Origin of the sequence: Pseudomonas sp. G34, assembly GCF_031119625.1 — a bacterium.
GTDB lineage: Bacteria > Pseudomonadota > Gammaproteobacteria > Pseudomonadales > Pseudomonadaceae > Aquipseudomonas.
This window is the reverse complement of the sequence record NZ_JAVHZV010000017.1, coordinates 95,843-119,380: the sequence shown is the minus strand read 5'-3', so window position 1 is coordinate 119,380 and position 23,538 is coordinate 95,843. Positions and strand designations below refer to the sequence as shown.

21 protein-coding genes and 1 pseudogene are annotated in these 23,538 nt (G+C 64.5%); 16 read left to right on the top strand and 6 right to left on the bottom strand.

The annotated features are described in order from the left end of the window. Positions 1 to 148 precede the first annotated feature (148 nt). Positions 149 to 505 (bottom strand): annotated as a pseudogene (locus tag QYS36_RS12055) (OmpA family protein); the annotation flags it as partial. Positions 506 to 946: 441 nt separating this feature from the next. Between QYS36_RS12055 and QYS36_RS12050 the strand changes: the two are divergent. After that, positions 947 to 1,444, top strand: coding sequence for a DUF6231 family protein (locus QYS36_RS12050; protein WP_308839699.1), 498 nt, complete (start codon positions 947 to 949; stop codon positions 1,442 to 1,444). 5 nt (positions 1,445 to 1,449) lie between these two features. Continuing rightward, positions 1,450 to 1,929 (top strand): YchJ family protein, encoded by a 480-nt coding sequence (locus QYS36_RS12045; protein ID WP_308839698.1) that lies wholly within the window; start codon positions 1,450 to 1,452, stop codon positions 1,927 to 1,929. A gap of 9 nt (positions 1,930 to 1,938) precedes the next feature. Here QYS36_RS12045 and QYS36_RS12040 read toward each other — a convergent pair whose 3' ends face one another. Beyond that, on the bottom strand, positions 1,939 to 2,481 hold the full coding sequence (locus QYS36_RS12040; protein ID WP_308839697.1) for a hypothetical protein: 543 nt from the start codon (positions 2,479 to 2,481) through the stop codon (positions 1,939 to 1,941). 198 nt (positions 2,482 to 2,679) lie between these two features. On the opposite strand from QYS36_RS12040, the gene QYS36_RS12035 reads away from it, so the two are divergent. The 11 genes from QYS36_RS12035 to QYS36_RS11985 all read left to right on the top strand — a co-directional run bounded on the left by QYS36_RS12035 (position 2,680) and on the right by QYS36_RS11985 (position 16,802). Then, positions 2,680 to 3,177: an LEA type 2 family protein gene (locus QYS36_RS12035; protein WP_308839696.1), complete on the top strand. Its 498-nt coding sequence runs from the start codon at positions 2,680 to 2,682 to the stop codon at positions 3,175 to 3,177. 5 nt (positions 3,178 to 3,182) lie between these two features. Beyond that, complete coding sequence (locus QYS36_RS12030; RefSeq protein WP_308839695.1) at positions 3,183 to 3,380, top strand: SEC-C metal-binding domain-containing protein; 198 nt, start codon at positions 3,183 to 3,185, stop codon at positions 3,378 to 3,380. Then, positions 3,370 to 3,822, top strand: coding sequence for a DUF2489 domain-containing protein (locus tag QYS36_RS12025; protein WP_308839694.1), 453 nt, complete (start codon positions 3,370 to 3,372; stop codon positions 3,820 to 3,822). The genes QYS36_RS12030 and QYS36_RS12025 overlap by 11 nt, the downstream gene beginning before the upstream one ends. Positions 3,823 to 3,929: 107 nt before the next feature. After that, a complete protein-coding gene (locus QYS36_RS12020; protein WP_374990449.1) occupies positions 3,930 to 6,461 on the top strand; it encodes a penicillin acylase family protein in 2,532 nt (843 codons plus the stop codon). Between the two features lie 260 nt (positions 6,462 to 6,721). Next, entirely contained in the window at positions 6,722 to 7,987 is a 1,266-nt protein-coding gene (locus tag QYS36_RS12015) for an FAD-dependent oxidoreductase (RefSeq protein WP_308839693.1), read from the top strand. Further along, positions 7,987 to 10,728, top strand: a complete 2,742-nt coding sequence (locus QYS36_RS12010; protein WP_308839692.1) for a molybdopterin-dependent oxidoreductase — start codon at positions 7,987 to 7,989, stop codon at positions 10,726 to 10,728. Before QYS36_RS12015 ends, QYS36_RS12010 begins: the two co-directional genes overlap by 1 nt. Positions 10,729 to 10,936: 208 nt before the next feature. Next, on the top strand, positions 10,937 to 11,683 hold the full coding sequence (gene cobA / locus QYS36_RS12005; protein ID WP_308839691.1) for a uroporphyrinogen-III C-methyltransferase: 747 nt from the start codon (positions 10,937 to 10,939) through the stop codon (positions 11,681 to 11,683). Positions 11,684 to 11,795: 112 nt separating this feature from the next. Next, positions 11,796 to 13,103, top strand: a complete 1,308-nt coding sequence (locus tag QYS36_RS12000; RefSeq protein ID WP_308839690.1) for a nitrate- and nitrite sensing domain-containing protein — start codon at positions 11,796 to 11,798, stop codon at positions 13,101 to 13,103. A 646-nt stretch (positions 13,104 to 13,749) separates the two neighbouring features. After that, positions 13,750 to 15,081, top strand: a complete 1,332-nt coding sequence (locus QYS36_RS11995; RefSeq protein WP_308839689.1) for a CmpA/NrtA family ABC transporter substrate-binding protein — start codon at positions 13,750 to 13,752, stop codon at positions 15,079 to 15,081. A 13-nt stretch (positions 15,082 to 15,094) separates the two neighbouring features. Next, a complete protein-coding gene (gene ntrB, locus QYS36_RS11990; RefSeq protein WP_374990448.1) occupies positions 15,095 to 15,940 on the top strand; it encodes a nitrate ABC transporter permease in 846 nt (281 codons plus the stop codon). A gap of 10 nt (positions 15,941 to 15,950) precedes the next feature. Continuing rightward, the gene (locus QYS36_RS11985) at positions 15,951 to 16,802 is read left to right on the top strand and encodes an ABC transporter ATP-binding protein (RefSeq protein WP_308839688.1); all 852 of its coding nucleotides are present in this window, start codon (positions 15,951 to 15,953) and stop codon (positions 16,800 to 16,802) included. 12 nt (positions 16,803 to 16,814) lie between these two features. Here the strand turns inward: QYS36_RS11985 and QYS36_RS11980 are convergent, their stop codons facing one another. Beyond that, positions 16,815 to 17,042, bottom strand: coding sequence for a hypothetical protein (locus QYS36_RS11980; RefSeq protein WP_308839687.1), 228 nt, complete (start codon positions 17,040 to 17,042; stop codon positions 16,815 to 16,817). 275 nt (positions 17,043 to 17,317) lie between these two features. After that, positions 17,318 to 17,884: a dCTP deaminase gene (gene dcd / locus QYS36_RS11975; RefSeq protein ID WP_013792448.1), complete on the bottom strand. Its 567-nt coding sequence runs from the start codon at positions 17,882 to 17,884 to the stop codon at positions 17,318 to 17,320. A 328-nt stretch (positions 17,885 to 18,212) separates the two neighbouring features. On the opposite strand from dcd, the gene QYS36_RS11970 reads away from it, so the two are divergent. Next, positions 18,213 to 18,422 (top strand): cold-shock protein, encoded by a 210-nt coding sequence (locus QYS36_RS11970; protein WP_004423761.1) that lies wholly within the window; start codon positions 18,213 to 18,215, stop codon positions 18,420 to 18,422. A gap of 117 nt (positions 18,423 to 18,539) precedes the next feature. Here QYS36_RS11970 and apbC read toward each other — a convergent pair whose 3' ends face one another. After that, positions 18,540 to 19,634, bottom strand: a complete 1,095-nt coding sequence (gene apbC / locus QYS36_RS11965; RefSeq protein ID WP_308839686.1) for an iron-sulfur cluster carrier protein ApbC — start codon at positions 19,632 to 19,634, stop codon at positions 18,540 to 18,542. A 95-nt stretch (positions 19,635 to 19,729) separates the two neighbouring features. Further along, positions 19,730 to 20,422: an OmpA family protein gene (locus tag QYS36_RS11960; protein WP_308839685.1), complete on the bottom strand. Its 693-nt coding sequence runs from the start codon at positions 20,420 to 20,422 to the stop codon at positions 19,730 to 19,732. A gap of 153 nt (positions 20,423 to 20,575) precedes the next feature. On the opposite strand from QYS36_RS11960, the gene metG reads away from it, so the two are divergent. Both metG and QYS36_RS11950 read left to right on the top strand, forming a co-directional pair. Next, on the top strand, positions 20,576 to 22,609 hold the full coding sequence (gene metG, locus QYS36_RS11955; RefSeq protein ID WP_308839684.1) for a methionine--tRNA ligase: 2,034 nt from the start codon (positions 20,576 to 20,578) through the stop codon (positions 22,607 to 22,609). 16 nt (positions 22,610 to 22,625) lie between these two features. Next, complete coding sequence (locus tag QYS36_RS11950; RefSeq protein ID WP_308839683.1) at positions 22,626 to 23,429, top strand: DUF4349 domain-containing protein; 804 nt, start codon at positions 22,626 to 22,628, stop codon at positions 23,427 to 23,429. Positions 23,430 to 23,538: the final 109 nt, after the last annotated feature.

The following is a 23,538-nucleotide window of genomic DNA, read 5'->3' as shown; positions in this document are numbered from 1 at the left end:
GCCCCTCCCCACTTGTTATCGTGCGGCACATTACTGCTTTTATGGGCGAGGAAACAGAGGGCTCAAGCAAAAACGATGTCCATTGCGTGACATCGTGTTCCTGGCCGGCACAGGGCCGGCCAGGAAGCTCACGAAGGTCGAGTCAGGCTTATGGCCGGGCTTCGACTTCGGCTTCTACGCGACGGTTGATCGCACGGCCTTCTTCGGTGGCGTTGTCGGCAACCGGGCGGCTTTCACCATAGCCGACTGCGTTCACGCGGGTACCGCCGACACCGTACTGGTTGACCAGCACGTCACGCACAGCGGTGGCACGGCGCTCGGACAGCTTCTGGTTGTAGGCGTCGGTACCAACCGAGTCGGTATGGCCTTCAACCACGGTGGTGGTTTGCGGGTATTGCTTCATGAAGTCAGCCAGGCTCTGGATATCGCCCATGCTCTCCGGCTTGACCTGCGCCTTGTCGAAGTCGAACTTGACGTCCAGTTCGACACGCACCGCTTCGGCAACCGGCTCAGGTGCAACAGTCTCTTCGACCATGACGGTCTCTTCGACTACCGCCACTTGCTGGTCTTCGGCGCCGTGAACCCAGCAATAGGCAGCGGCGAAACCCGCGCCAATTACTGCACCACCGCCCGCCCAGGCCGAGCTTTCGATGGCACCCAGAGCGGCACCGCTCACACCACCAACAGCGGCACAGGTCGGCCAGTCGGATTTCTGAACGCCAGCGCAACCCGTCAGAAGGGTGGACGCAATGATCAGGGGTACCGCTTTCCTTGTAATACTCATATGCAAGTCTCCTAATGGAATCGGCGCAAAAACCGACACTCTGGATTAAAGACGCCCGCTTCAAAATCTGCCAGACAGCATTACGACATCACTGCAGGCCGAACAGTTCTAGTTGAATATGAGGATGCGCGGTAGTCTTTTGTGATTGTTTCGAGGTTTCCAATGAGCCAAATCACGTCCGCCCGCACCCCCCAACAATCACTGGCCGCTCTAATGCAACGTTATGCGCCTGCCCGGCTGCTGTTGGTCAGTGCCAGCGAGCAACCCGCGGTCAATGCGTTCAAAAAGGCGCATCCGCACAGCCTGGTGGCCCACGCCAGCCCCGGTTACCTGCCAGCAGAGCTTGCCGGGCAACGTTTCGATCTCGCCGTGGTGGTCGACTGTCTCGAGCATCTGGAGCGACGCGCCGGTCTGCAGTTGCTCGGCGGCATCCGCAATCTGAATGCCAGCCGCCTGGCGGTGCTGGTCGATCTGCCGGCCTGCGGCTGGAAAGACACCGACTTCTTCGCCCTGGCACTGCATGTCAGCGAACGCTTTTCTCGGGATGAACAAGTACTGAGCCTGTTTACCTACGACCTGCTCGAATACAAACAGGCGCCCGACTGGCTGAACGCCAAGTTCTGGGCCAATCCGGAAAACTTCGGCAAATACTGGTGGTAAGCACGATGCCTGACGCCACGCCAAGCGGCTGCCCCTGCGGCAGCGGCAACTCCCTCCCCGACTGCTGCGGGCGCTACCACGCCGGCGCCCACGCGCCCTGTGCCACCAGCCTGATGCGCTCGCGCTATAGCGCCTATGTGCTGGGTAATGTCGATTACCTGGTCGCCACCTCACTGCCGGCGCAGCAGGCGAAACTGGATATAGAAGGTATTCGTGCCTGGAGTCTGCAAAGCACCTGGCTGGGCCTGGAGGTCGAGCATTCGGAATTGCTCGGCGGCCAGCCCGAGCATGCGCGGGTCACCTTCGTGGCCCGTTGGCATGACGCCGCTGGCGAGCACAGCCACCGCGAACGTTCGGCGTTCGTGCAGAACGGCGGCCGCTGGTACTTCATCGACCCCACCGTGGGTTTGCAGGCGGGCCGCAACGACCCGTGCCCATGCGCCAGCGGGCAGAAGTTCAAGAAGTGCTGCGCGACCTATCTGTAGGCGCGCTTCTCAGAGCAACTTGAGGTGCGAGGTATCCGGGGCCGGCGCTGCGGGCGCAGCCTTGGCCTGGCCCATATCGCTGCCCACCGGTGCCAGGCTTAGCGCGGAGAGATCCAGATCAGGCGCCGCCACCTCCGCCTTGCCATCCTGCAAATCGGCACCCAGTGCCGCCACGCCGAAATCCGGCGCGTCCACATCGGCGAAGGCGGCCATGTATTCGTCCCGCGGCGCGACCACCAGGCGAGCGGCAGGTTGCCCTGCAGCCTGGCTCACCGGGTTGGCCGGGGGCGGCGGCGCCAGCTCGATTTCCTCGATGAGCTGCGCCTCGGTGTCGACCACGTCGACCCGAGCACCGGCGCGCTCCAGGGTGCTGCGGTACTTTTCCGCCGCGGCTTCGTCCAGGTTGTTCTTGATCACCACCCGGCGCCCGGAAAACAGCTGGGCGATTCGCTGGGCGTCGGCCTGGAACAGCTTGGCCAAGTTGGCCTGCACCGCCTCCAGCTGGGCACCGGGCACCAGCTCACCGGAAAATGCGATCTCGTATCGCGCCATCTTCTCGTTCCTTCCTGTCGGCTCGCCGGACCGTTTCGGCCACGGCAATAAAACCTAAATGCGTGAGGGCCAGTATGACGCAGCTTTTCGCGCATACACGAGCGTCGGTCGGCATTTTCCTCACGGCGAATCACGCGCGACAGCACTAGGGCAGCCAAGCCGTCTCTTGTTACACTGAGGCCTCGAACGGAGTATGAAATGTTTTCTCAGGCGCAAATGATAAGAATTCTTAGCCTAATGGTATTCCTCGGTCTGGGCTCGACACTCGGTGGTTGCTCGACCTGGTTCTCGGACAGCTTCGAAGACCCGGACGTGCGTCTGGTTGACGTCAACGTGGTCAAGGCCAAACTGCTCGAACAGCGCTTCATCCTGCGTTTTCGCATCGACAACCCCAACGACGTCAGCCTGCCGGTACGTGGCCTCGAATACGTGGTGCACCTGAACGATGTGCTGCTCGCCGATGGCGAGTCGGAAGTCTGGTTCACCGTCCCTGCCAACGGCCATCTCGAATTCGACGTGCCGGTGCGCACCAACCTGTGGCGCCATGTGCGCCAGGTGGTCAAGCTGCTGGAGGAGCCCGACCAGCCGATTCGCTATCGCCTGCAGGGCGAAGTGAAAACCGGATTATTCTTCGGCCGCCGCGTGCACATGGCGCGCAATGGCGAGATAATTCCCGGCGATTATCTTCCGGAGTGACCCGCATGACCCAGCAACCCCACGTTCATGGCCCTGACTGCAACCACGACCATGATCATCATCACGACCACGGCCATGTGCACGGCCCGCACTGCAACCATGCTCCTCAGGAGCCGGTGCGCAATTCCTTGAAGGACGTCGGCCGCAACGACCCCTGCCCATGCGGCAGCGAGAAGAAATTCAAGAAGTGCCATGGCGCCTGATCAGTTGCTGATCCTGCTCGCGGTACTGATCGTCGCCGCACTGGCCCTGTACGCCGCTCAACTCTGGCGCCGGGTCTGGACCAGGCAACGTCAGCAGGCCGAGAGCAACCTCGCGCAACGCCAGCGCCTGCATGACGATCTGCGGGTGCTGGCCAGCTCCCTCCTCGATGGCCAGTTACCGCTGATCGAAGGCGCCATCCGCATCAAGGTGCTGCTCGACAATTACGATAGCCAACTGAGCATCAGCCCCCAGGCGCAGGTGTTCCAGCAGCTTTACGACGCCACCGCCCATGTACCGACCCACGCCGACTGGCAGGCCCTGAGCCGCCCCGAACGTCGCCAGCACGAAGCGCGTTTTGCCGAGCTCACCGAGGCCCATCAGCAGCAGGCCCACGAGGCGGCGCGCTGGTTGCTCGACGAGGGGCTGGCCGCCCGGCCATAACCCCAGGTCGAATCGGCCCTCGCGCCCCTTGCCAGGCGCCATCGGCCTCTCTACCTTTAGCGCCATTCCGCCCTACCCCCTTTAACAATCCTCCAGGAGTCCGCCGCATGCTGCCGCGCGCTTTCCGTCCTCTCGCCACCCTGAGCCTGGCTGGCCTCGTCACCGGCATGGTTGCGCTGAGCGGTTGCCAGTCCCTGCTCGACAGCCGTTACCGCAACAGCGTGCACCCGGATCAGGGCTCCTTTCGCGTGCAGGGCCTGGCGCAGACCGCTTCGGTACGCCGCAACCCGCTGGGTATGCCGCTGATCGAGACGCATACCTTCCATGACGCGCTGTTCACCCTGGGCTACGTGCACGCCAGCGACCGCCTGAGCCAGATGGTCAGCATGCGCCTGATGGCCGAAGGTCGCCTGGCGGAAATGGCCGGCCCCGGGGTGCTGGAGATGGACAGGTTCATGCGCGCGGCCAACCTCAAGAAGAGCGCCGAGGTGCTTTACAAGAATGCCTCGCCGCGCATGAAGGCGTTCTTCGAGGTGTACGCCCGGGGCGTCAACGCCTACCTGTTCCGCTACCGCGACAAGTTGCCGATGGACCTGGCCGAGGCGGGCTATCGCCCGCCGTATTGGAAGCCGGAAGATTCGGTGATGATCTTCTGCCTGCTCAACTTCGGCCTCTCGGTGAACCTGCAGGAAGAGATCGCCGCGCTGAGCCTGACTCAGAAGGTCGGCGCCGACAAACTTGCCTGGCTGCTGCCCACCTACCCGGACGAGCCGCTGCCGTTCGAGGAAGCCGACAAGCTCAAGGGCCTGTCCCTGGGCGGCAGCATCGCCGGCCTGCAGGCGGTGAAGAGCGCCGCTGCACAAGTCTCCGAGCAGCACATGCTCGGCGTCGCCGCCTCGAACAACTGGGCCATCGCCCCGTCGCGCAGCCGCAGCGGCAAGAGCCTGCTGGCCAATGACATGCACCTGCCGATCGGCCTGCCCTCGGTGTGGAGCTTCGTACAGATTCGCGCGCCGAAATTCCAGGCCTCCGGGGTGACCGTCGCCGGCATGCCGGCCGTGGTGGCCGGCTTCAACGGCAAGCTGGCCTGGGGCATGACCATGGTCATGGGCGACAACCAGGACCTGTTCCTCGAAAAGGTCAAACGCGAAGGCAATCGCCTGCTGTACCTGGCCGACGGCAAATGGCTGCCCGCTCAGGAGCGCCAGGAAACCTTTTTCATCAAGGGTCAGAAATCGATCCGCGAGACCGTTTACGAAACCCGCCACGGCCCGCTGCTGAACAGCGTGCTGGGCGAGCGCAAACATCCGCTGCAGCCACTGCAATTGCAGAGCGGCTATGGCCTGGCCCTGAAGACTGCGCAGTTCGAGGAAGACGCCAGCCTCGATGCCTTCTTCAATCTGTCCCGCGCCCAGTCCGTGGAGCAGGCCTTCGAAGCGACCCGGGAAATCCGCGCCATGCCGCTGAACCTGGTATTCGCCGATGCCAGCAACATCGGCTGGCAGGTCACCGGGCGCTTCCCCAATCGTCGTGAAGGCCAGGGCCTGGTGCCATCGCCGGGCTGGGACAGCCGCTACGAGTGGGACGGTTTCGCCGACCCGATGCTCCACCCCTACGACCAGGATCCGCAGCAAGGCTGGCTGGGCAGCGCCAACCAGCGCAGCGCGCCACGCGGCTATGGCATGCAGCTGTCCAACTCCTGGTACGCGCCAGAGCGTTACGAGCGCATCGCCCAGCTGGCGGGCAGCGGCCGTCACGACACGCCAAGCATGATCGCCATGCAATACGACCAGACCTCGCCCTTCGTGGCCAAGCTGCAGGGCATGTTCGAGGCGCAGAACATGGCCGAGCCGCTGCGCCAGGCCATCGACCGCCTGCCCGAAGCGCAGCGCGGCAAGGCCCGTGAAGCCCTGAGCCGACTGATGGCTTTCGATGGCAAGCTGTCAGCCACCTCGGCGGACGCCGCCGTGTATGGCGCCTTCCTGCAGCAGAGCGCGCGGCAGATCTTCCTCGACGAGCTGGGCCCGGACACCTCGCCCGCCTGGCAAGCCCTGGTCAACACCGCCAACCTGTCCTACTCGGCGCAGGCCGATCACCTGCTCGGCCGCGAAGACAGCCCGTTCTGGGACGACGTGCGCACCGCGCAGAAGGAAGACAAACCGGCGATCCTCGCTCGCAGCCTGGCGGCCAGCATCGAGCTGCTCGAGCAACGCCTGGGCAACGAGCGCACGGCGTGGCAGTGGGGCAAGCTGCATACCTACGAGTGGCTGAGCGGCAGCACGCAGCTGGCGCCGCACCTCGGTGCCGGCCAGCGCGCCAGCATCGCCTCGCTCAAGGGCTACCTGGATCGCGGCCCCTACCCGGCCGGCGGTGACCACAGCACCCTGAACGTCTCGGCCTACAACTGGGGGCAGGACTTCACTACCTGGCTGATCCCGAGCATGCGCATGATCGTCGACTTCGGCCGCGAGGAGCCGATGATCGGCCTGAACAGCTCCGGGCAGTCCGGCAACCCGGCCAGCCCCCATTACGCCGACGGCATCGACGCCTGGCGCCGTGCCCAGTACGTGAGCTTCCCGGTGCTGCAACAGAACCTGGAGAAGACCTACGGGCGCAAGCGCCTGCTGCTGACGCCTTGACGCACAACGGCGGTGCGCAGCGCACCAATACAAGTCAGCAGGCGCGCTGTCAGTAGCGCAGCGCGTCCCGGGTAGCCCGCTGCGGCGGGCTCCGCCGAGTTGGCACACTCCCTGCTCTTCACCTCACAGACATAGCGCGCGCCGGCAAACGGCACGCTCCCCGAACGATCGGGACCGGACAAAGGCGTCCTTGCACTCACGGTGCAGGACGCTTTTTTTTGGCCTCGCGGTCGCCTGGGCTGGCTCCATGGAGGTGAAGGATGAAGCGATTGAAACTGGTGATGATCGGCAACGGCATGGCCGGCGTGCGCACGCTCGAAGAGCTGCTGAAGATCGCCCCGGATCTCTACGACATCACCGTGTTCGGCGCCGAACCGCACCCCAACTACAACCGCATCCTGCTCTCGCCGGTACTGGCCGGCGAGCAGACCTTCGATGACATCGTGCTCAACGACCTGGCCTGGTACGCCAGCCACGGCATCGAACTGCTGCTCGGCCGCACGGTGGTGGAGATCGACCGCGTACGCCGCCGGGTGATCGCCGATGACGGCAGCAGCGCGGCCTACGACCGCCTGCTGATCGCCACCGGTTCGCGACCATTCATGCTGCCGATCCCCGGCAACACGCTGGACGGCGTGATCGGCTACCGCGACATCGCCGACACCCGCCTGATGCTCGACAGCGCCACCCGGCATCGCCGCGCCGTGGTCATCGGCGGTGGCCTGCTGGGCCTGGAAGCCGCCCACGGCCTCAAGCTGCGCGGCATGGAGGTGAGCGTGGTGCACAACGGCGCCACCCTGCTGGAGCGCCAGCTCGATGCCCGCGCCGGGCGCCTGTTGCAAAGTGCCCTGGAGCACCGCGGCCTGCACTTCGCCCTCGGCAAGCAGACCCGTGCGCTGATCGGCAGCGATGGCGGTCGGGTCAGCGCCGTGCGTTTCAGCGATGGCGAGAGCCTGCCCGCCGACCTGGTGGTGATGGCCGCCGGCATTCGCCCCAATATCGAACTGGCCCAGCGTGCCGGCCTGCCCTGCGCCCGTGGCATTCTGGTCGACGACACGCTGCAGAGCTTCGACCCGCGCGTGTACGCGGTGGGCGAATGCGTCAGCCACCGGGGCGTCGCCTATGGCCTGGTGGCGCCATTGTTCGAACAGGCGCGGGTGTGCGCCAGCCACCTGGCGATGCAGGGTTTTCGCCGCTACCTGGGTTCGCTGACCTCGACCAAGCTCAAGGTCACCGGCATCGAGCTGTTTTCCGCTGGGGATTTCGCCGGCGGCCCGGGCACCCAGAGCATCGTGCTCGACGATCCACTGACGGGCAGCTACCGCAAGCTGGTGCTGAAAAACGACGTGCTGGTCGGCGCCTGCCTGTACGGCGACACCGCTGACGCTGCCTGGTACCTGCAGCTGCTCCGCGAAGGCCGCAACGTCGCCGCTATTCGCGGCCTGCTGATGTTTGGCGAGGATGCCGTCGCCAGTCTCGCGCCCGCTTACACCGCCGAACCCATTCTGCTGCAAGGGGCCGCTTGATGAGCGGCCTGGCCACACAAACCACCGCCTCGACCTGCTGCTACTGCGGCGTCGGCTGCGGCGTGCTGATCGAACACGACGGCGAGCGTATCGTTGGCGTCAGCGGCGACCCGGCGCACCCGGCCAACTTCGGCAAGCTGTGCAGCAAGGGCGCCTCGCTGCACCTGACCGGCGACCCCGCCGCCCGCGCGCTTTACCCGGAGCTGCGCCTCGGTAAAGGGCTCGGCCGTGTTCGTACCGACTGGGACAGCGCCCTGGATCACGCCGCCGATGTGTTCGCCGCCACCATCCGCGAACACGGCCCGGACAGCGTCGCCTTCTACATTTCCGGGCAACTGCTGACCGAGGACTACTACGCCTTCAACAAGCTGGCCCGCGCCCTGGTCGGCACCAACAATATCGACAGCAATTCGCGCCTGTGCATGTCCTCGGCGGTGGTCGGCTACAAGCGCAGCCTGGGTGCCGACGCCCCGCCCTGCTCCTACGAGGACATCGAACAGGCCGATACCCTGCTGATCATCGGCAGCAACATGGCCTATGCCCACCCGATCCTGTTTCGGCGCCTGGAAGCGGCCAAGGCAGGCAACCCGCAGATGAAGGTGATCGTCGTCGACCCACGGCGCACAGACACCTGTGACCTCGCCGACCTGCACCTGGCCATCGCCCCCGGCAGCGATGTGGCGCTGCTGCACGGCGTGCTGCATCTGCTGCTGGAGCAAGGACGGATCGACCACGCCTTCATCGCGGCCCACACCGAAGGTTTCGATTCGCTGCAAACCCTGGTTGCCGACTACCCGCCCGCACGCGTTGCCGAACGGTGTGCCATCAGTGAAGCGGACTTGCGCCGCTGCGCAGACTGGATCGGCAGCTCGCCGCGCTTTCTGTCGCTGTGGTGCATGGGTGTCAACCAGTCCACGGCCGGCACCGCCAAGAACGCCGCGATCATCAACCTGCACCTGGCCACCGGGCAGATCGGCAAGGCCGGCAGCGGGCCGTTTTCCCTCACCGGCCAGCCCAATGCCATGGGTGGCCGGGAAACCGGCAGCCTGTCCAACCTGCTGCCGGGTCACCGCGAAGTCGCCAACCCCGAGCACCGCGCCGAAGTCGCGGCGTACTGGGGCGTCGACAGGCTGCCGGAAACGCCCGGGCTCAGCGCCATCGAGCTGTTCGACGCGGTGGGCAGCGGCAGCATCAAGGCGCTGTGGATCGCCTGCACCAACCCGGCCCAGTCGCTGCCCGACCAGCACAAGGTTCATCAGGCCCTGCGCGACTGCCCATTCGTGGTGGTGCAGGAAGCGTTCGCCACCACCGAAACCTGCCGCTACGCCGACCTGCTGCTGCCCGCCGCTAGCTGGGGCGAGAAGGAAGGCACGGTGACCAACTCCGAGCGCCGTGTCAGTCGCGTGCGCCGTGCGGTAGCGGCACCTGGCGAGGCGCGTGCCGACTGGGCGATTACCTGCGACTTCGCCCGCCGCCTGGAGGCCCGGTTGCCCGGCGCACCTGCCGGTCTTTTCGCTTTCTCCGCCGCCGAGCAACTGTTCGAGCAATACAAGGTGCTCACCCGCGGGCGTGATCTGGACCTCTGCGGGCTCAGCTATGGCCTGCTGGAAGCGCGAGGCCCACAGCAATGGCCATTTCCCGAAGGCGCCGAGATAGGCACGGCGCGCCTGTATGGCGATCGCCGCTTTCCAACCGCCAACGGTCGCGCGCGCTTTGTCGCCGAGGCGTATCAGCCGCCCAGGGAGCAAGGCGCTGAAGGCTATCCGCTGACGCTCAACACCGGGCGCTTGCGTGATCAGTGGCACGGCATGAGCCGCACCGGCACTGCCGCGCGGCTGTTCGCCCATGCCGAAGAGCCGCTGCTCGGCCTGCATCCGCTGGACATGGCGCAGCGGCAGCTGGAAGACGGCACACTGGTCGAGGTGCGCAGCCGCCGTGGCGCCCTGGTGCTGCGTGTGCAAACCGATGCCAGTCTTCAGCCCGGCCAGGCCTTCCTGCCGATGCACTGGGGCGACCGTTTTCTCAAGGGCCTGGGCATCAATGCCCTGACCCTGCCAGCCTTCGATCCACTGTCCAAACAACCCGAGCTCAAGCATGCCGGCATCGAGGTGCAGGCCATCGACCTGCCCTGGACCTTCCACGCACTGATCGAAGGTGACGTTCAACAACGCCTGGAAGCCTTGCGCCCGCTGTGCGAAACCTTCGCCTACGCGAGCTTCGGTCTGGCCGGTCGCGAGGCCTCGGCGCTGGTGATGCGCGTCGCCCACCATCACGCGCCCGCGCAAGAACTGCTCGATCGGCTGCACCAGCACCTGGGCCTGAGTGATGGCCCAGTGATGCGTTACGACGACCCTCATAGCGGCCCAGGCGCCCTACCCATTCATAAACGCGTGCGTATCGACGGCGGTCGCCTGACTGGCTTCGCCCTGGGTGGCGAAACCCAGGCACGCAACTGGCTGCGCGACCTCTGGCAGAACCAGACCTCACTCGACGACGACACCGGCCGATCCTTGCGCCGTTGGCTGCTGGCCCCCCTGGAAAGCCCACCTGGCCAGACCCGCCGGCAGACCGGCAAGACCCTGTGCACCTGCATGAACGTCAGCGAGGCGGCAGTGCGCGAAGGCATCGAGCGCGGCGGCGACCTGATCACGCTCAAGCAGAACCTTGGCTGCGGCACTCAGTGCGGCTCCTGCGTCCCGGAAATCAAGCGCCTGCTGGCGCTACAGACCATCGAAGCCTAGTGAAAAACTGGGAAATACGAGAACCCTGCTCAAGTCTCGCGAGCTAGAGCAATGCAAGGCCTAGGCGGCCCCGCAAAAACAGGCGAGGACGCGGAGTTTACGAGCTGTAAATGAGCAATCCGACTGGGCTGGCAATCCAGCCTGTTTTTAACGCCGCAGGGCCGACGCGCAGCAGACTTTAGTTGGTTCTAAAGAGAGGAATACCGTGATGAATCCAAGCGTATGGCTGATCGGCGCCGGCCCCGGCGACCCGGAACTACTGACCCTCAAGGCGGTGCGCGCCCTGGGCCTGGCCGATGTGGTGCTGATCGATGATCTGGTCAACCCACAGGTGCTGGAGCACTGCCCGGGCGCCCGGGTGATACGCGTCGGCAAGCGCGGCGGCTGCCGCTCCACGCCCCAGGCCTTCATCCACCGGCTGATGCTGCGCTACGCCCGCCAGGGCAAGGTGGTGGCGCGCCTCAAGGGTGGCGACCCGTGCATCTTCGGCCGTGGCGGCGAGGAAGCCGACTGGCTGGCGGCGCGCGGCGTGCACTGCGAAATCGTCAACGGCATCACCGCCGGCCTGGCCGCCGCAACCCGCTGCGGCATCTCCCTGACCCTGCGCGGCGTGGCCCGCGGCGTGACGCTGGTGACCGCCCATACTCAGGACGGCAGCGCGCCGAACTGGCAGGCGCTGGCCCACAGCGGCACCACGCTGGTGGTGTACATGGGCATCGCCACCCTGGCCGACACCCGCCAACACCTGCTGGATGCCGGCATGGCTGCCGCCACCCCGGTGGCGATGATCGAAAACGCCTCGCTGCCCGACCAGCGCGAATGCCGCAGCACCCTGCAGGCAATGGCCGACGATGCCCAGGGCTTCCAGTTGAAAAGCCCGGCCATCCTGGTGATCGGCGATGTGGTCGGCGCGGCCACGCTGGCGGCCGAACCGCTGCAGCTGCACAGCGCCTGAAGGGGGTGCAGCTCATAGAGCCCCGCGACCTCCCTGACAGGTAGCACTGCAGCAAAACTGGACTGCTATTTGCACTGTTCTGGTTCAACACTGCGACCGATAAGACCCTGCCATGCCCGATCACAAAATGCCTCCCACCCTGCGTTTCATGCTCGCCGCCCGGCGCTGCGAGCTGCAGGGCCTGGAAAGCCTGTCCGTCACCTGCGAGCTGGTCACCCGGATCAGCCAACTGGTGCATCAGTTGCAAAAGGAACGGGGCTATTCGAACGTCTACCTGGGCAACCAGACGGATCGCTACCTGCACCATCTTGATGCACACAGCGCGGGCTCGGCTGCCGTGGAGCGCGAGGTGCTGGAATTCTTCCTGTCCATGGACACCGCCCAGGCCAATGCGGCCGACCGTGCCCGCCTGTTCCAGCGGATCGCCTACGTGCTGCACGGCCTCGACGAGTTGCCCGGGCTGCGCCGGCGTATCCGTGAACGGCAACTGTCTCCTCGCCAGGCGACCCAGACCTTTACCCGGCTGATCGGCGGGCTGCTGGCGGTGGTCTTCGAGGCGGCGGATACCGCCGTGGATCCGGGCATCACTCGGGTGCTGGTGGCACTGTTCAACTTCATGCAGGGCAAGGAACTCGCCGGCCAGGAACGCGCGGTCGGCGTCGAGGGGTTTTCCCGTGGGCATTTCGATGACGAATTGCAGGCGCGCCTGCTGCACCTGCAGGAAGGCCAGGAGCGCTGCTTCGACATCTTCACCGAGTTCGCCAGCGCCGAGGCCAATGCGCTGTGGCAAGAGATTCGCGGCACCGACACCGTTGCCCAGGTGACCAGCCTGCGCGCTGTGGCCAAGCGCACTTCGGCCGAGGCGCAAGTGGACCCGGGCTTGTGCGAGCTGTGGTTCGAGCTCAACACCCAACGTATCGATGCCATGAAGCAGGTCGAAAGCCACCTGACCCAATGCCTGCTCGAACGCTGCCGGCGCAGCATCGCGGACGCCCATGCCGACCTGGACAATCACCGCGCGCTGCTCGGCCGTGTAGCGCAGATGGATGCCGGCAGCGAGCAGGCACTGCTGTTCAGCGTGCACAGCAGCACCCTCGACATCCCACCTCAGGACGCCGTGGGCAACCACCTGGCCCGCTCGGTGCTGGATCTGCTGCACGAGCAGAACCAGCGCCTGCAGCAGGTCAGCGACGAGCTGCAGGAAACCCGCGAAACCCTCAACGAGCGCAAGCTGATCGAGCGGGCCAAGAAGCTGCTGATGAACGACTACCGGCTCAGCGAAGAGGACGCCTACGCGCGCCTGCGCCAATCGGCCATGGAGCGCAGCATGCGCCTGGTCGACGTCGCCCAGAGCCTGCTCACCTTCGCCGCACGCAAGACCCAGGAAAAGCCGCGAACCGACAAGCCCCGGCGCGGCTGAGAACGCTGCGCTAGCTGCCGGGCATCACTCGCCAGCCCCGCTCGCAATCTGCTCACGACCATTCGGCCTAAGCCATCCCTAATGGCTGCAACGTGGCGGAAGCGGCCTTTCGTAGGGTGGACGACGCTTCATCCGTCCACCGCTCTGCGAGCGCAATGGTGGACAAAAAAGAGCGTTGTCCACCCTACGCTGGGAACGGCCGCTTCTACTATATTGCTGTCGATCCATCGCAAGAAGAGTTTCCTGATACACAGAGATCGTGAAGCACCGAGCGCAGGCTACCGGTGCCCAAGCCCGACCTTGTCATGCACCTGCGCCGCGCACGGAAGAGGCCTCGCGCCCTGCTGCTGTGCGGCGACAAAGATCGCCCGCCTGCAATGCGAATCGCAGAGCAGTCTGGAAATCGAGCCAAAAAGCCTTAACGCTCAGTCAGTTAACGCATTGACGGGGCACTCCACTGCTGACGGCCAGGCTGTCGCACCAGGTGAAATCACCGCTGGCATGCAACCTGCTAAGTCCCTAACAGGGGAGGCAGGCTCTGCCCTCCACAATCCAAATTCCGGACAACGGCGTCCACACTCACGCAGCCCCGCGCTGCCATGAGCGTGACGCCGTTTTTTTATGCGTGCCTTTTGGGGAGAACGAGATGGACGACACGCCACGCGAACAGCAGAACGCCGAACAAAAAACCGGCCTGCCACGCCGTACCTTCCTCAAGCAGTCCATGGGACTGCTGGGCGGCGGTGCCTTGCTGAGCATGCTGCCAGCGGGCCTGAGCAGCGCGGTGTGGGCTGCCGGCACGGATGGCCTGGAGACCACCAAGGCCAAGCTCGGCTTTATCGCCCTCACCGATGCCGCGCCGTTGTTCGTCGCCGAGGAGTTGGGGCTGTTCGCCAAGCACGGCATGACCGACGTGGAAGTGCTCAAGCAATCCTCCTGGGGCACCACCCGCGACAACCTGGTGCTCGGCGCCGGCAGTGGCGGTATCGACGGCGCCCATATCCTCACGCCGATGCCCTACCTGATGGCCGCCGGCAAGATCACCACCAACAACACGCCGCTGCCGATGGTCTTGCTGGCGCGCCTGAACCTCAACGGCCAGGGCATCTCGATCAGCAAGCAATACCAGGATCTCAAGCTCGGCACCGACGCCAGCGCCTTCAAGCAGGCGGTCGCCGCCAAGCAGGCCAAGGGCCAGAAGATCGCTGCGGCGATGACCTTTCCCGGCGGCACCCATGACCTGTGGCTGCGCTACTGGATGGCCGCCGGCGGCATCGAGCCAAACAAGGACTTGCCGACGGTGGTCATCCCGCCACCGCAGATGGTCGCCAACATGAAGGTCGGCAGCATGGACGCCTTCTGCGTCGGCGAGCCATGGAACGCCCAGCTGATCAACCAGAACATCGGCTACAGCGCGGTAACCACTGGCGAGCTGTGGGCCAACCACCCGGAAAAGGCCCTGTCGCTGCGCGCCGATTATGTCGCCGCCAACCCCAATGCCACCCGCGCCCTGCTCAAGGCGGTGATGGAAGCGCAGATGTTCTGCGAAGCGGCGGAGAACAAGGAAAAGGTCGCCGAAATCTGCGCCAAACGCCGCTGGATCGGCGCCCCGGCCAAGGATCTGCTGGCCCGCCTGCAGGGCAACTTCGACTACGGCAACGGCCGCGTGGTGGAAAACAGCCCGCACCTGATGCGTTTCTGGAGCGAGTTCGCCTCCTACCCCTTCCAGAGCCACGACCTGTGGTTCCTCACCGAAAACAAACGCTGGGGCTACCTGCCGATGGATTTCGACAGCCAGGCGCTGATCGACCAGGTCAACCGCGAAGACATCTGGCGCCAGGCTGCCGCCGAGCTGGGCGTGCCCGCCGCCCAGATTCCCCAGGGCAAATCCCGCGGTATCGAGACCTTCTTCGACGGCAAGACTTTCGACCCACAGAACCCGCAAGCCTATCTCGACAGCCTGGCCCTGAAGGCCTAACCGGAGAAACGCCATGAATGCGCCCGTCAAATCGCTGGCCCTACCGGCTGGCGTCATCGCTCCCAGCTGGCTGAAACGCCTGTCGACAACCCTGATGCAGTCGGTGCTGCCACCGCTGGTGATCACCGCCGCGCTGATGCTGATCTGGCAACTGCTGTGCAGCGGCGCGAATGCCGCCCTGCCGCCGCCCAGCCAGGTGATCGAAGACACCTGGGAGCTGATCATCAACCCGTTCTACGACAACGGCGGCACCGACGTCGGCATGGCCTGGCAGCTGCTCGCCAGCCTCGAACGCGTGGCCTACGGCTATGCCCTGGCGGTGGTGGTGGGTGTGGCGCTCGGCGTGCTGGTCGGCCAGTCGACCTGGGCCATGCGCGGCCTCGACCCGCTGTTCCAGATCCTGCGTACCGTGCCACCGCTGGCCTGGCTGCCGCTGTCGCTGGCCGGCTTCAAGGACAGCCATCCCTCGGCGCTGTTCGTGATCTTCATCACCGCGATCTGGCCGATCATCATCAATACCTCGGTGGGCATCCGCAACATCCCCGAGGACTACCGCAACGTCGCCAAGGTGCTGCGCCTCAACGGCGTGGAGTATTTCCACAAGATCATGCTGCCGGCGGCGGCGCCGTACATCTTCTCCGGGCTGCGCATTGGCGTGGGCCTGTCCTGGCTGGCGATCATCGCCGCCGAGATGCTGATCGGCGGCGTGGGCATCGGCTTTTTCATCTGGGATGCGTGGAACGCTTCGCGTATCAGCGACATCATTCTCGCCCTGGTCTACGTCGGCGTGGTCGGTTTCATACTCGACCGCCTGGTGCTGTTCGTCGGCAATCGCATCACCCGCGGCACATCGGCCTGAGGAGACAGACATGAGCAAGCACTACCTGAGCATCGAGCATGTGGAAAAGTACTTCGAGCGTGACGGCGTCAGCTCCCACGTCCTGAACCAGATCAACCTCAACGTCGAGCGCGGCGAATACATCTCCATCATCGGCCACTCCGGTTGCGGCAAGTCGACGGTGCTGAACATCGTCGCCGGTCTCACCGATTCGAGCAGCGGCGCGGTGATCCTCGACGGCCGCGAAGTGCGCGGCCCCGGCCCGGATCGCAGCCTGGTGTTCCAGAACCACTCGCTGCTGCCCTGGCTGACCGTGCAGGAGAACGTCGCCCTGGCCGTCGACAAGGTGTTCAAGCGCACCAAGAGCAGGGCCGAGCGCCGCGACTGGACGCTGCATCATCTGGAACTGGTGAGCATGGGCCACGCCCTGCACAAGCGGCCCAACGAGATTTCCGGCGGCATGAAGCAGCGCGTCGGCATTGCCCGCGCGCTGGCCATGGAACCCAAGGTTTTGCTGCTCGACGAGCCGTTCGGCGCGCTCGACGCGCTGACCCGCGCGCACCTGCAGGATGAAGTGATGCGCATCCAGAGCGAGCTGCACAACACGGTGATGATGATCACCCACGACGTCGACGAAGCGGTGCTGCTCTCCGACCGCATCGTGATGATGACCAATGGCCCATCAGCGACCATCGGCGAGATCCTGACCATCGACCTGCCACGGCCACGCGACCGCATCGCCCTGGCCGACGATCCGCGCTACAACGCCTATCGCCACGCGGTACTGAGTTTTCTGCATGAGAAGCAGCGCAAGGTCGAACCCTTGCAACGGCGCAGCGCCGCAGCCCCGGGGTCGGCCGACAAGCAGCGTGCCCGCGCTTGAGGCACAAGCGGGTCAGTCCTTGGCGATGCCGGTGATGGTGATGCCGAAGCGCTCTTCCAGGCGTACCGCAGGGGTCTGCTCCTCATGGGGCTGCTCCTTCGGCTCGAGGGGCTCGAGATTCTCTTGCGCCCATTCGAGCACCCAGGTCACCGCCTGCTCCAGGCTGGGTTTTTCCTTGGATTTGACCTTGAGGACTTCGGCAGCTTCGTCTCGGCTGTAGGTGATGATCCATTGGCTCATGGCGAGTCTCCAGCAGGTGGTGGCACGCTGGGGCGTGCCCTAATGAAGATGTAGACCTACCGGCCGTGAACAGTTCGCCCTATAAATCCGCGGGAACTTCATCGACCATGGTCACTCAGAAATTACGCATCGATTGATTTCTCCGGGCGCATGAAGCGCCCATTTTTTTGCCTGAAATTCAGCGTTTCCCGGCTGCCCAGGCCGCAGCCGATGGAACGCCAGGCATAAAAAAACCGGGAGATTCCCGGTTTTTTCTCAGCCAATCACCGTGGCCATCAGGCCTTTGGCAATGTCACGCCGGTCTGGCCCTGATACTTGCCGCCACGATCCTTGTAGGACACTTCACAGGCCTCGTCCGACTGCAGGAACAGCATCTGCGCCACCCCTTCGTTGGCGTAGATCTTCGCCGGCAGGTTGGTGGTGTTGGAGAACTCCAGTGTCACGTGGCCTTCCCATTCCGGCTCCAGCGGCGTGACGTTGACGATGATGCCGCAGCGCGCATAGGTGCTCTTGCCCAGGCAGATGGTCAGCACGTCACGGGGGATACGGAAGAACTCCACGGTACGCGCCAGCGCAAAGGAGTTGGGCGGGATGATGCACACGTCACTCTTGATGTCGACGAAGCTCTTGGCGTCGAAATTCTTCGGGTCGACGATGGCCGAGTGAATGTTGGTGAAGACCTTGAATTCATCGGCACAGCGCACGTCGTAGCCGTAGCTGGAAACCCCGTAGGAAATCACCCGGCTGTCGTCCGCGCCGCGCACCTGGCGCTCGACGTAGGGCTCGATCATGCCGTGTTCCTGGGCCATGCGGCGAATCCACTTGTCCGATTTGATGCTCATGGCGGGGCCTTCCTGAAAGTCTACGCGGTGAAAAGTGCTCGCATCTTACCGGGCTGCAGAGCCGCGTTCAAAGCCTCTTGACGGGCCGTTGCGATGCGCCTTGGGCAGGCGCCGATGCAAGTAAATCGCAGAAAGACTGACAGAGCATTCGCACTTCCTGAAAAAAGCGGGTATGGTGATCCCACTGTGCTGCATGTGTCACCGCGAATCGCTACATGATGCCTAGATTTCGATCCAAACATCGTCCGACTCCTAGTACTCGTTGCACTCAGTCCCGGCCTGGTTCTATCCAGGGCTGTTAATTTATTTAGTTCTTAGGAGACATCACATGTCCAATCGTCAGACTGGCACCGTTAAGTGGTTCAACGATGAGAAAGGCTACGGCTTCATCACCCCGCAATCCGGTGACGACCTGTTCGTACACTTCAAAGCTATCCAGAGCGATGGCTTCAAGAGCCTGAAAGAAGGCCAGCAAGTGACTTTCGTGGCCACCCGTGGTCAGAAAGGCATGCAAGCAGAAGAAGTTCAGGTTGTATAACCTGCTTTAACTGTTAGAAAAAACCCCGCTTCGGCGGGGTTTTTTTATGCCTGCGATTTATGCCTGTGGTTCAGCTACCGGAAGCTGTGCGATCGCCTTGCAAGCGCACAGCAACCATCAATCGTCGGCAATCACGATGTTCGGCATGGCCTGCGCAGTGGTGGCGCTCGATGCGATGCGCGCACCGACCAGGCGGGCGATCTGCTGATAGAGCATGGCGAGCTGGCTTTGCGGGTCGGCGATGGCCGTTGGCTTGCCGCCATCGGCCTGCAGGCGGATGGCCATCGACAGCGGCATCGAGGCCAACAGGTCGACCCCGAACTGCGCGGCCAGCTTCTCGCCACCGCCCTCACCGAACAGGTGCTCGGCATGCCCACAGCTGGAGCAGATGTGCACGGCCATGTTCTCCACCACGCCAAGCACCGGGATGTTCACCTTGCGGAACATTTCCACGCCTTTCCTGGCATCGAGCAGTGCCAGGTCCTGCGGAGTGGTGACGATCACCGCACCGGCCACCGGGACTTTCTGCGCCAGGGTCAGGTGGATATCGCCGGTGCCCGGCGGCATGTCGATGATCAGATAATCGAGGTCGTCCCAGGCAGTCTGGGTGACCAGCTGGATAAGCGCACCGGAAACCATCGGGCCACGCCAGACCACCGGCGTGTTGTCGTCGGTCAGAAAGGCCATCGACATCACCTGAACGCCATGGGCCTCGAGCGGCACGAACCACTTCTGCTCGCGCACCTGCGGCCGCGTGCCTTCGGCGATACCGAACATGATGCCCTGGCTGGGGCCGTAGATATCCGCATCGAGAATGCCCACCCGCGCACCTTCGCGGGCCAGGGCCAGGGCCAGGTTGGCGGCAGTGGTGGACTTGCCCACACCGCCCTTGCCGGAGGCCACGGCGATCACGTTCTTGACGTTGGCCAGCGCCGGCACCTGGGCCTGCGCCTTGTGCGCGGCGATCACGCAGTTCACCTCGACAGTGGCGCTGCGCACGCCGGCGAGGCTTTCGATGGCCAGTTGCAGCATCTGCGCCCAGCCCTGCTTGAACTGTGCCGCGGCGTAACCCAGCTCGAGCTGAACGCTGACCTGGTCACCCTGCACGTCGATAGCGCGCACGCAGCCGGCGCTGAGCGGATCCTGATCGAGATGGGGGTCGGTGTACTGACGCAATACGGCTTCGACCGCAGCGCGGATATCAGCGCTCATGCTTGGCTCCGGAGATGGCAGGAAAGGCGCCTATCCTACCCGAGCTGCCTGGCTGATGCAGGCTGGCGGCCACCTGAGCCGCCAGCACGCAGACATCACTGCACGGGCTGGCCCGGCAGCGGCTTGAGGTTTACCTCGACGCGGCGGTTCTGCGCACGGCCCTCGGCGGAAGCGTTGTCGGCAATCGGATTGTCCGGGCCGGCACCGCGACTGGACAGGCGCGAGCCGTCGATGCCCTGGGCAGTCAGGTAGCTCGTCACACTCTGCGCACGGCGCTCGGACAGCGCCATGTTGTGCTGACGCGAGCCGGTGCTGTCGGTGTAGCCGACGATCTCGATGCTGTTGTTCTGGAACTGCTTGAACGAGGTGGCCAGGTTGTTCAGCGGCGCGTAGAAGCTCGGCGCGATGTCCGCCGAGTCGGTGGCGAAGGTGATGTTGCCCGGCATGATCAGCTTGATGTCGTCACCCTGGCGCTGCACTTCCACGCCGGTGCCTTCCATGCTGCGGCGCAGCTCGGCCTCCTGGCGATCGGCGTAATAGCCGTAGCCGGCACCCGCCGCGCCGGCCAGCACCGCACCGATAGCGGCGCCCTTGCCACGGTCGTTATGGCTGATCGCTGCGCCGGCAGCCGCGCCGGCAAGCGCTGCCAGGCCACCGTAGGTCGCGGTACGGTGGCCACTGCCGCCGGGCGCCCCACCGCCGACATTGTCATAGGGATTGCTGGAGGCACAGCCAACCAGCAGCGCCAGCGCGGTGGCACAGGCGAGCGGACGTAGAATTGCACGCATGGTTCATCTCCTGGAGGGAGAGCGGAAGGTAATCCTTGGAACCCGCTCACGCCTGTAAATTCAAGCCGCTAGCCGCTGAATTTGCCCGCTGGCCGGAACGCGCCCGGTTACTTTATAGTGATCGACCACCCGCCAATCGATGACAGCCTGACAATGTCCCAAGCTCGCCAGATTCTCGTTACCAGCGCCCTCCCCTATGCCAACGGTTCGATCCACCTTGGCCATATGCTCGAGTACATCCAGACCGACATGTGGGTGCGTTTCCAGAAGCTGCGCGGCAACCAGGCCATCTACGTGTGCGCCGACGATGCCCACGGCTCGGCGATCATGCTGCGTGCCGAGAAGGAAGGCATCACCCCGGAACAGCTGATCGACGGCGTCAAGGCCGAGCACAGCGGCGACTTCGCCGACTTCCTGGTCGACTTCGACAACTTCCACTCCACCCACTCGGCGGAAAACCGCGAGCTGTCGGAGTCGATCTACAAGGCACTGCGTGACAACGGCCACATCGCCACCCGTTCGGTGACCCAGTATTTCGACCCGGAAAAAGGCATGTTCCTGGCCGACCGCTTCATCAAGGGCACCTGCCCGAAATGCGCGACGCCGGACCAGTACGGCGACAACTGCGAAAAATGCGGCGCCACCTACGAGCCCACCGAACTGAAAGACCCGCGCTCGGCGATTTCCGGCGCGGTGCCGGTGCTCAAGGACTCCAAGCACTTCTTCTTCAAGCTGCCGCAATTCCAGGACATGCTCCAGCAGTGGACGCGCAGCGGCACCCTGCAGGAGTCGGTGGCCAACAAGCTCGCCGAATGGCTGGATGGCGGCCTGCACGAGTGGGACATCAGCCGTGATGCGCCCTATTTCGGCTTCGAGATTCCCGACGAGCCGGGCAAGTATTTCTATGTCTGGCTGGATGCGCCGATCGGCTACATGGCCAGCTTCAAGAACCTCTGCGCGCGCCGCCCGGAGCTGGACTTCGACGCGTTCTGGAACAAGGATTCCAAGGCCGAGGTGTATCACTTCATCGGCAAGGACATCGTCAACTTCCACGCCCTGTTCTGGCCGGCCATGCTCGAAGGCGCCGGCTACCGCAAGCCGACCGCGATCAACGTGCACGGCTATCTGACCGTCAACGGCCAGAAGATGTCCAAGTCGCGAGGCACCTTCATCAAGGCGCGCACCTACCTGGATCACCTGAACCCCGAATACCTGCGCTACTACTACGCAGCCAAGCTCGGCCGTGGCGTCGATGACCTCGATCTGAACCTCGAGGACTTCATCCAGAAGGTCAACTCGGACCTGGTCGGCAAGGTGGTCAACATCGCCAGCCGCTGCGCCGGTTTCATCCACAAGGGCAACGCCGGCGTGCTGGTTGCCGCCAACCCGGAGCCGGAGCTGTGGAATGCCTTCCAGAGCGCCGCACCAAGCATCGCCGACGCTTACGAAAGCCGCGACTTCGCCCGCGCCATGCGTGAAATCATGGCCCTGGCCGACCGCGCCAACGCCTGGATCGCCGACAAGGCGCCCTGGTCGCTGGCCAAGCAGGAAGGCAAGGCCGACGAAGTGCAGGCGATCTGCGCCCTGGGCGTCAACCTGTTCCGCCAGTTGGTGATCTTCCTCAAGCCGGTACTGCCGAACCTGGCGCGCGATGCCGAGGCGTTCCTCAACGTCGCGCCGCTGCAGTGGAACGACCTGACCACGCTGCTGGCCGATCATCAGCTCAACCCCTTCACCCCGCTGCTCAGCCGCATCGAGCCGGCCAAGGTGCAAGCCATGGTGGAAGCCTCCAAGGAAGACCTGGCGGCCGCCGAAGCCTCCACAGGCAATGGCGAGCTGAAGAAGGATCCGCTGGCCGCGGAGATTGCCTTCGACGCCTTCGCAGCCGTCGACCTGCGTATCGCGCTGATCGAAAAATGCGAGTTCGTCGAAGGTGCCGACAAGCTGCTGCGCCTGACCCTGGATATCGGCGACGAGAAGCGCAACGTGTTCAGCGGCATCAAGAGCGCCTACCCGGATCCCAGCAAGCTGGAAGGCCGCCTGACCCTGTACGTGGCCAACCTGGCAGCACGCAAGATGAAGTTCGGCGTGTCCGAAGGCATGGTGTTGGCCGCCGGCCCTGGCGGCGAAGAAATCTACCTGCTCAGCCCGGACAGCGGTGCCAAGCCGGGTCAACGCGTCAAGTAATCGATCAGGAGCAAGGATGCTGACCCCCAAAAGCTGGTTTCTCGCCACTGCCCTGGCCCTGCTGACCCTGGTCGGCTGCTCGCCTTCTGGTGACGGTCGCGCACCGGCAGGCGCCGCGCTGCAGGGGGAAATGGCGCAACAGGGCGCCTTTCTCGCCTACGAACACAGCGTCGGCATTCGCCTGCCGGTCGAACAGGTCGAGCCACGCCTGGCAGCGGTACGTGAAGCGTGCAGCAGCCAGCGTTTCGGCCAGTGCGACCTGCTGGCCATCGAGCAGAGCCAGGGCCATTACCAGGCGGCCAGCATCACCGTGCGCATCGCGCCGGCGGGTGTCGAACCGCTGGTTGGTTTTGCCGGCGAAGGCGGCGAGCTGCAGAGCCGCCACACCCGCGCCGAGGACCTGGCTCAGGCGGCCAGCGACACCGAACAGCAACGCCAACGCCTGGAACGCCAGCAGAAAACCCTGCTGCAGTATCAGGCGCGCACCGACCTGAGCGTCAGTGACATGCTCGCCCTGGCCCGCGAACTGGCCGAGGTAGAAGTGCAACTGGCAGGCAACGCCCAGCAGTCGGCGCAGCAACAGCGGCGCCTGACCACCAACCTGCTGACCTTGAGCTTCAGCACCGAAGGCGAACCGCTTGGCCGCCTGGCGCGTATCGGCGACGCCGCAAGCGGCATGCTCGACAACGCCACCGAGGGCGCCACCGAAGCGCTCAAGCTGCTTGGCTACGGCATCCCCTTCGTGATCATTCTGTTCCCGCTCGCCCTGCTGGTCCGCTGGCTATGGCGTAAGGCGAGCCGCGCACGCAATAAAGCATGAGTGAGCGCTGGCGTGGCCGTGCCGCTGTACCGGGCGCGGCCCATGCCGGATAATGCCTGGCTCACGCGCCAGCCAGACCTGCAACAGCGATGATCGACCCTCGCCACTT

Bases quoted from the DNA above. Each gene is read 5' to 3' on its own strand.
- QYS36_RS12000 (WP_308839690.1), top strand. From the start codon at position 11,796: ATGCCCGATCACAAAATGCCTCCCACCCTGCGTTTCATGCTCGCCGCC.
- QYS36_RS12035 (WP_308839696.1), top strand. From the start codon at position 2,680: ATGTTTTCTCAGGCGCAAATGATAAGAATTCTTAGCCTAATGGTATTC.
- QYS36_RS11995 (WP_308839689.1), top strand. From the start codon at position 13,750: ATGGACGACACGCCACGCGAACAGCAGAACGCCGAACAAAAAACCGGC.
- QYS36_RS12010 (WP_308839692.1), top strand. From the start codon at position 7,987: ATGAGCGGCCTGGCCACACAAACCACCGCCTCGACCTGCTGCTACTGC.
- QYS36_RS11950 (WP_308839683.1), top strand. From the start codon at position 22,626: ATGCTGACCCCCAAAAGCTGGTTTCTCGCCACTGCCCTGGCCCTGCTG.
- QYS36_RS12040 (WP_308839697.1), bottom strand. From the start codon at position 2,481: ATGGCGCGATACGAGATCGCATTTTCCGGTGAGCTGGTGCCCGGTGCC.
- QYS36_RS12020 (WP_374990449.1), top strand. From the start codon at position 3,930: ATGCTGCCGCGCGCTTTCCGTCCTCTCGCCACCCTGAGCCTGGCTGGC.
- QYS36_RS11960 (WP_308839685.1), bottom strand. From the start codon at position 20,422: ATGCGTGCAATTCTACGTCCGCTCGCCTGTGCCACCGCGCTGGCGCTG.
- QYS36_RS12030 (WP_308839695.1), top strand. From the start codon at position 3,183: ATGACCCAGCAACCCCACGTTCATGGCCCTGACTGCAACCACGACCAT.
- QYS36_RS12045 (WP_308839698.1), top strand. From the start codon at position 1,450: ATGCCTGACGCCACGCCAAGCGGCTGCCCCTGCGGCAGCGGCAACTCC.
- QYS36_RS12050 (WP_308839699.1), top strand. From the start codon at position 947: ATGAGCCAAATCACGTCCGCCCGCACCCCCCAACAATCACTGGCCGCT.
- apbC (WP_308839686.1), bottom strand. From the start codon at position 19,634: ATGAGCGCTGATATCCGCGCTGCGGTCGAAGCCGTATTGCGTCAGTAC.
- QYS36_RS11970 (WP_004423761.1), top strand. From the start codon at position 18,213: ATGTCCAATCGTCAGACTGGCACCGTTAAGTGGTTCAACGATGAGAAA.
- QYS36_RS12015 (WP_308839693.1), top strand. From the start codon at position 6,722: ATGAAGCGATTGAAACTGGTGATGATCGGCAACGGCATGGCCGGCGTG.
- metG (WP_308839684.1), top strand. From the start codon at position 20,576: ATGTCCCAAGCTCGCCAGATTCTCGTTACCAGCGCCCTCCCCTATGCC.
- dcd (WP_013792448.1), bottom strand. From the start codon at position 17,884: ATGAGCATCAAATCGGACAAGTGGATTCGCCGCATGGCCCAGGAACAC.
- cobA (WP_308839691.1), top strand. From the start codon at position 10,937: ATGAATCCAAGCGTATGGCTGATCGGCGCCGGCCCCGGCGACCCGGAA.
- ntrB (WP_374990448.1), top strand. From the start codon at position 15,095: ATGAATGCGCCCGTCAAATCGCTGGCCCTACCGGCTGGCGTCATCGCT.
- QYS36_RS11980 (WP_308839687.1), bottom strand. From the start codon at position 17,042: ATGAGCCAATGGATCATCACCTACAGCCGAGACGAAGCTGCCGAAGTC.
- QYS36_RS11985 (WP_308839688.1), top strand. From the start codon at position 15,951: ATGAGCAAGCACTACCTGAGCATCGAGCATGTGGAAAAGTACTTCGAG.
- QYS36_RS12025 (WP_308839694.1), top strand. From the start codon at position 3,370: ATGGCGCCTGATCAGTTGCTGATCCTGCTCGCGGTACTGATCGTCGCC.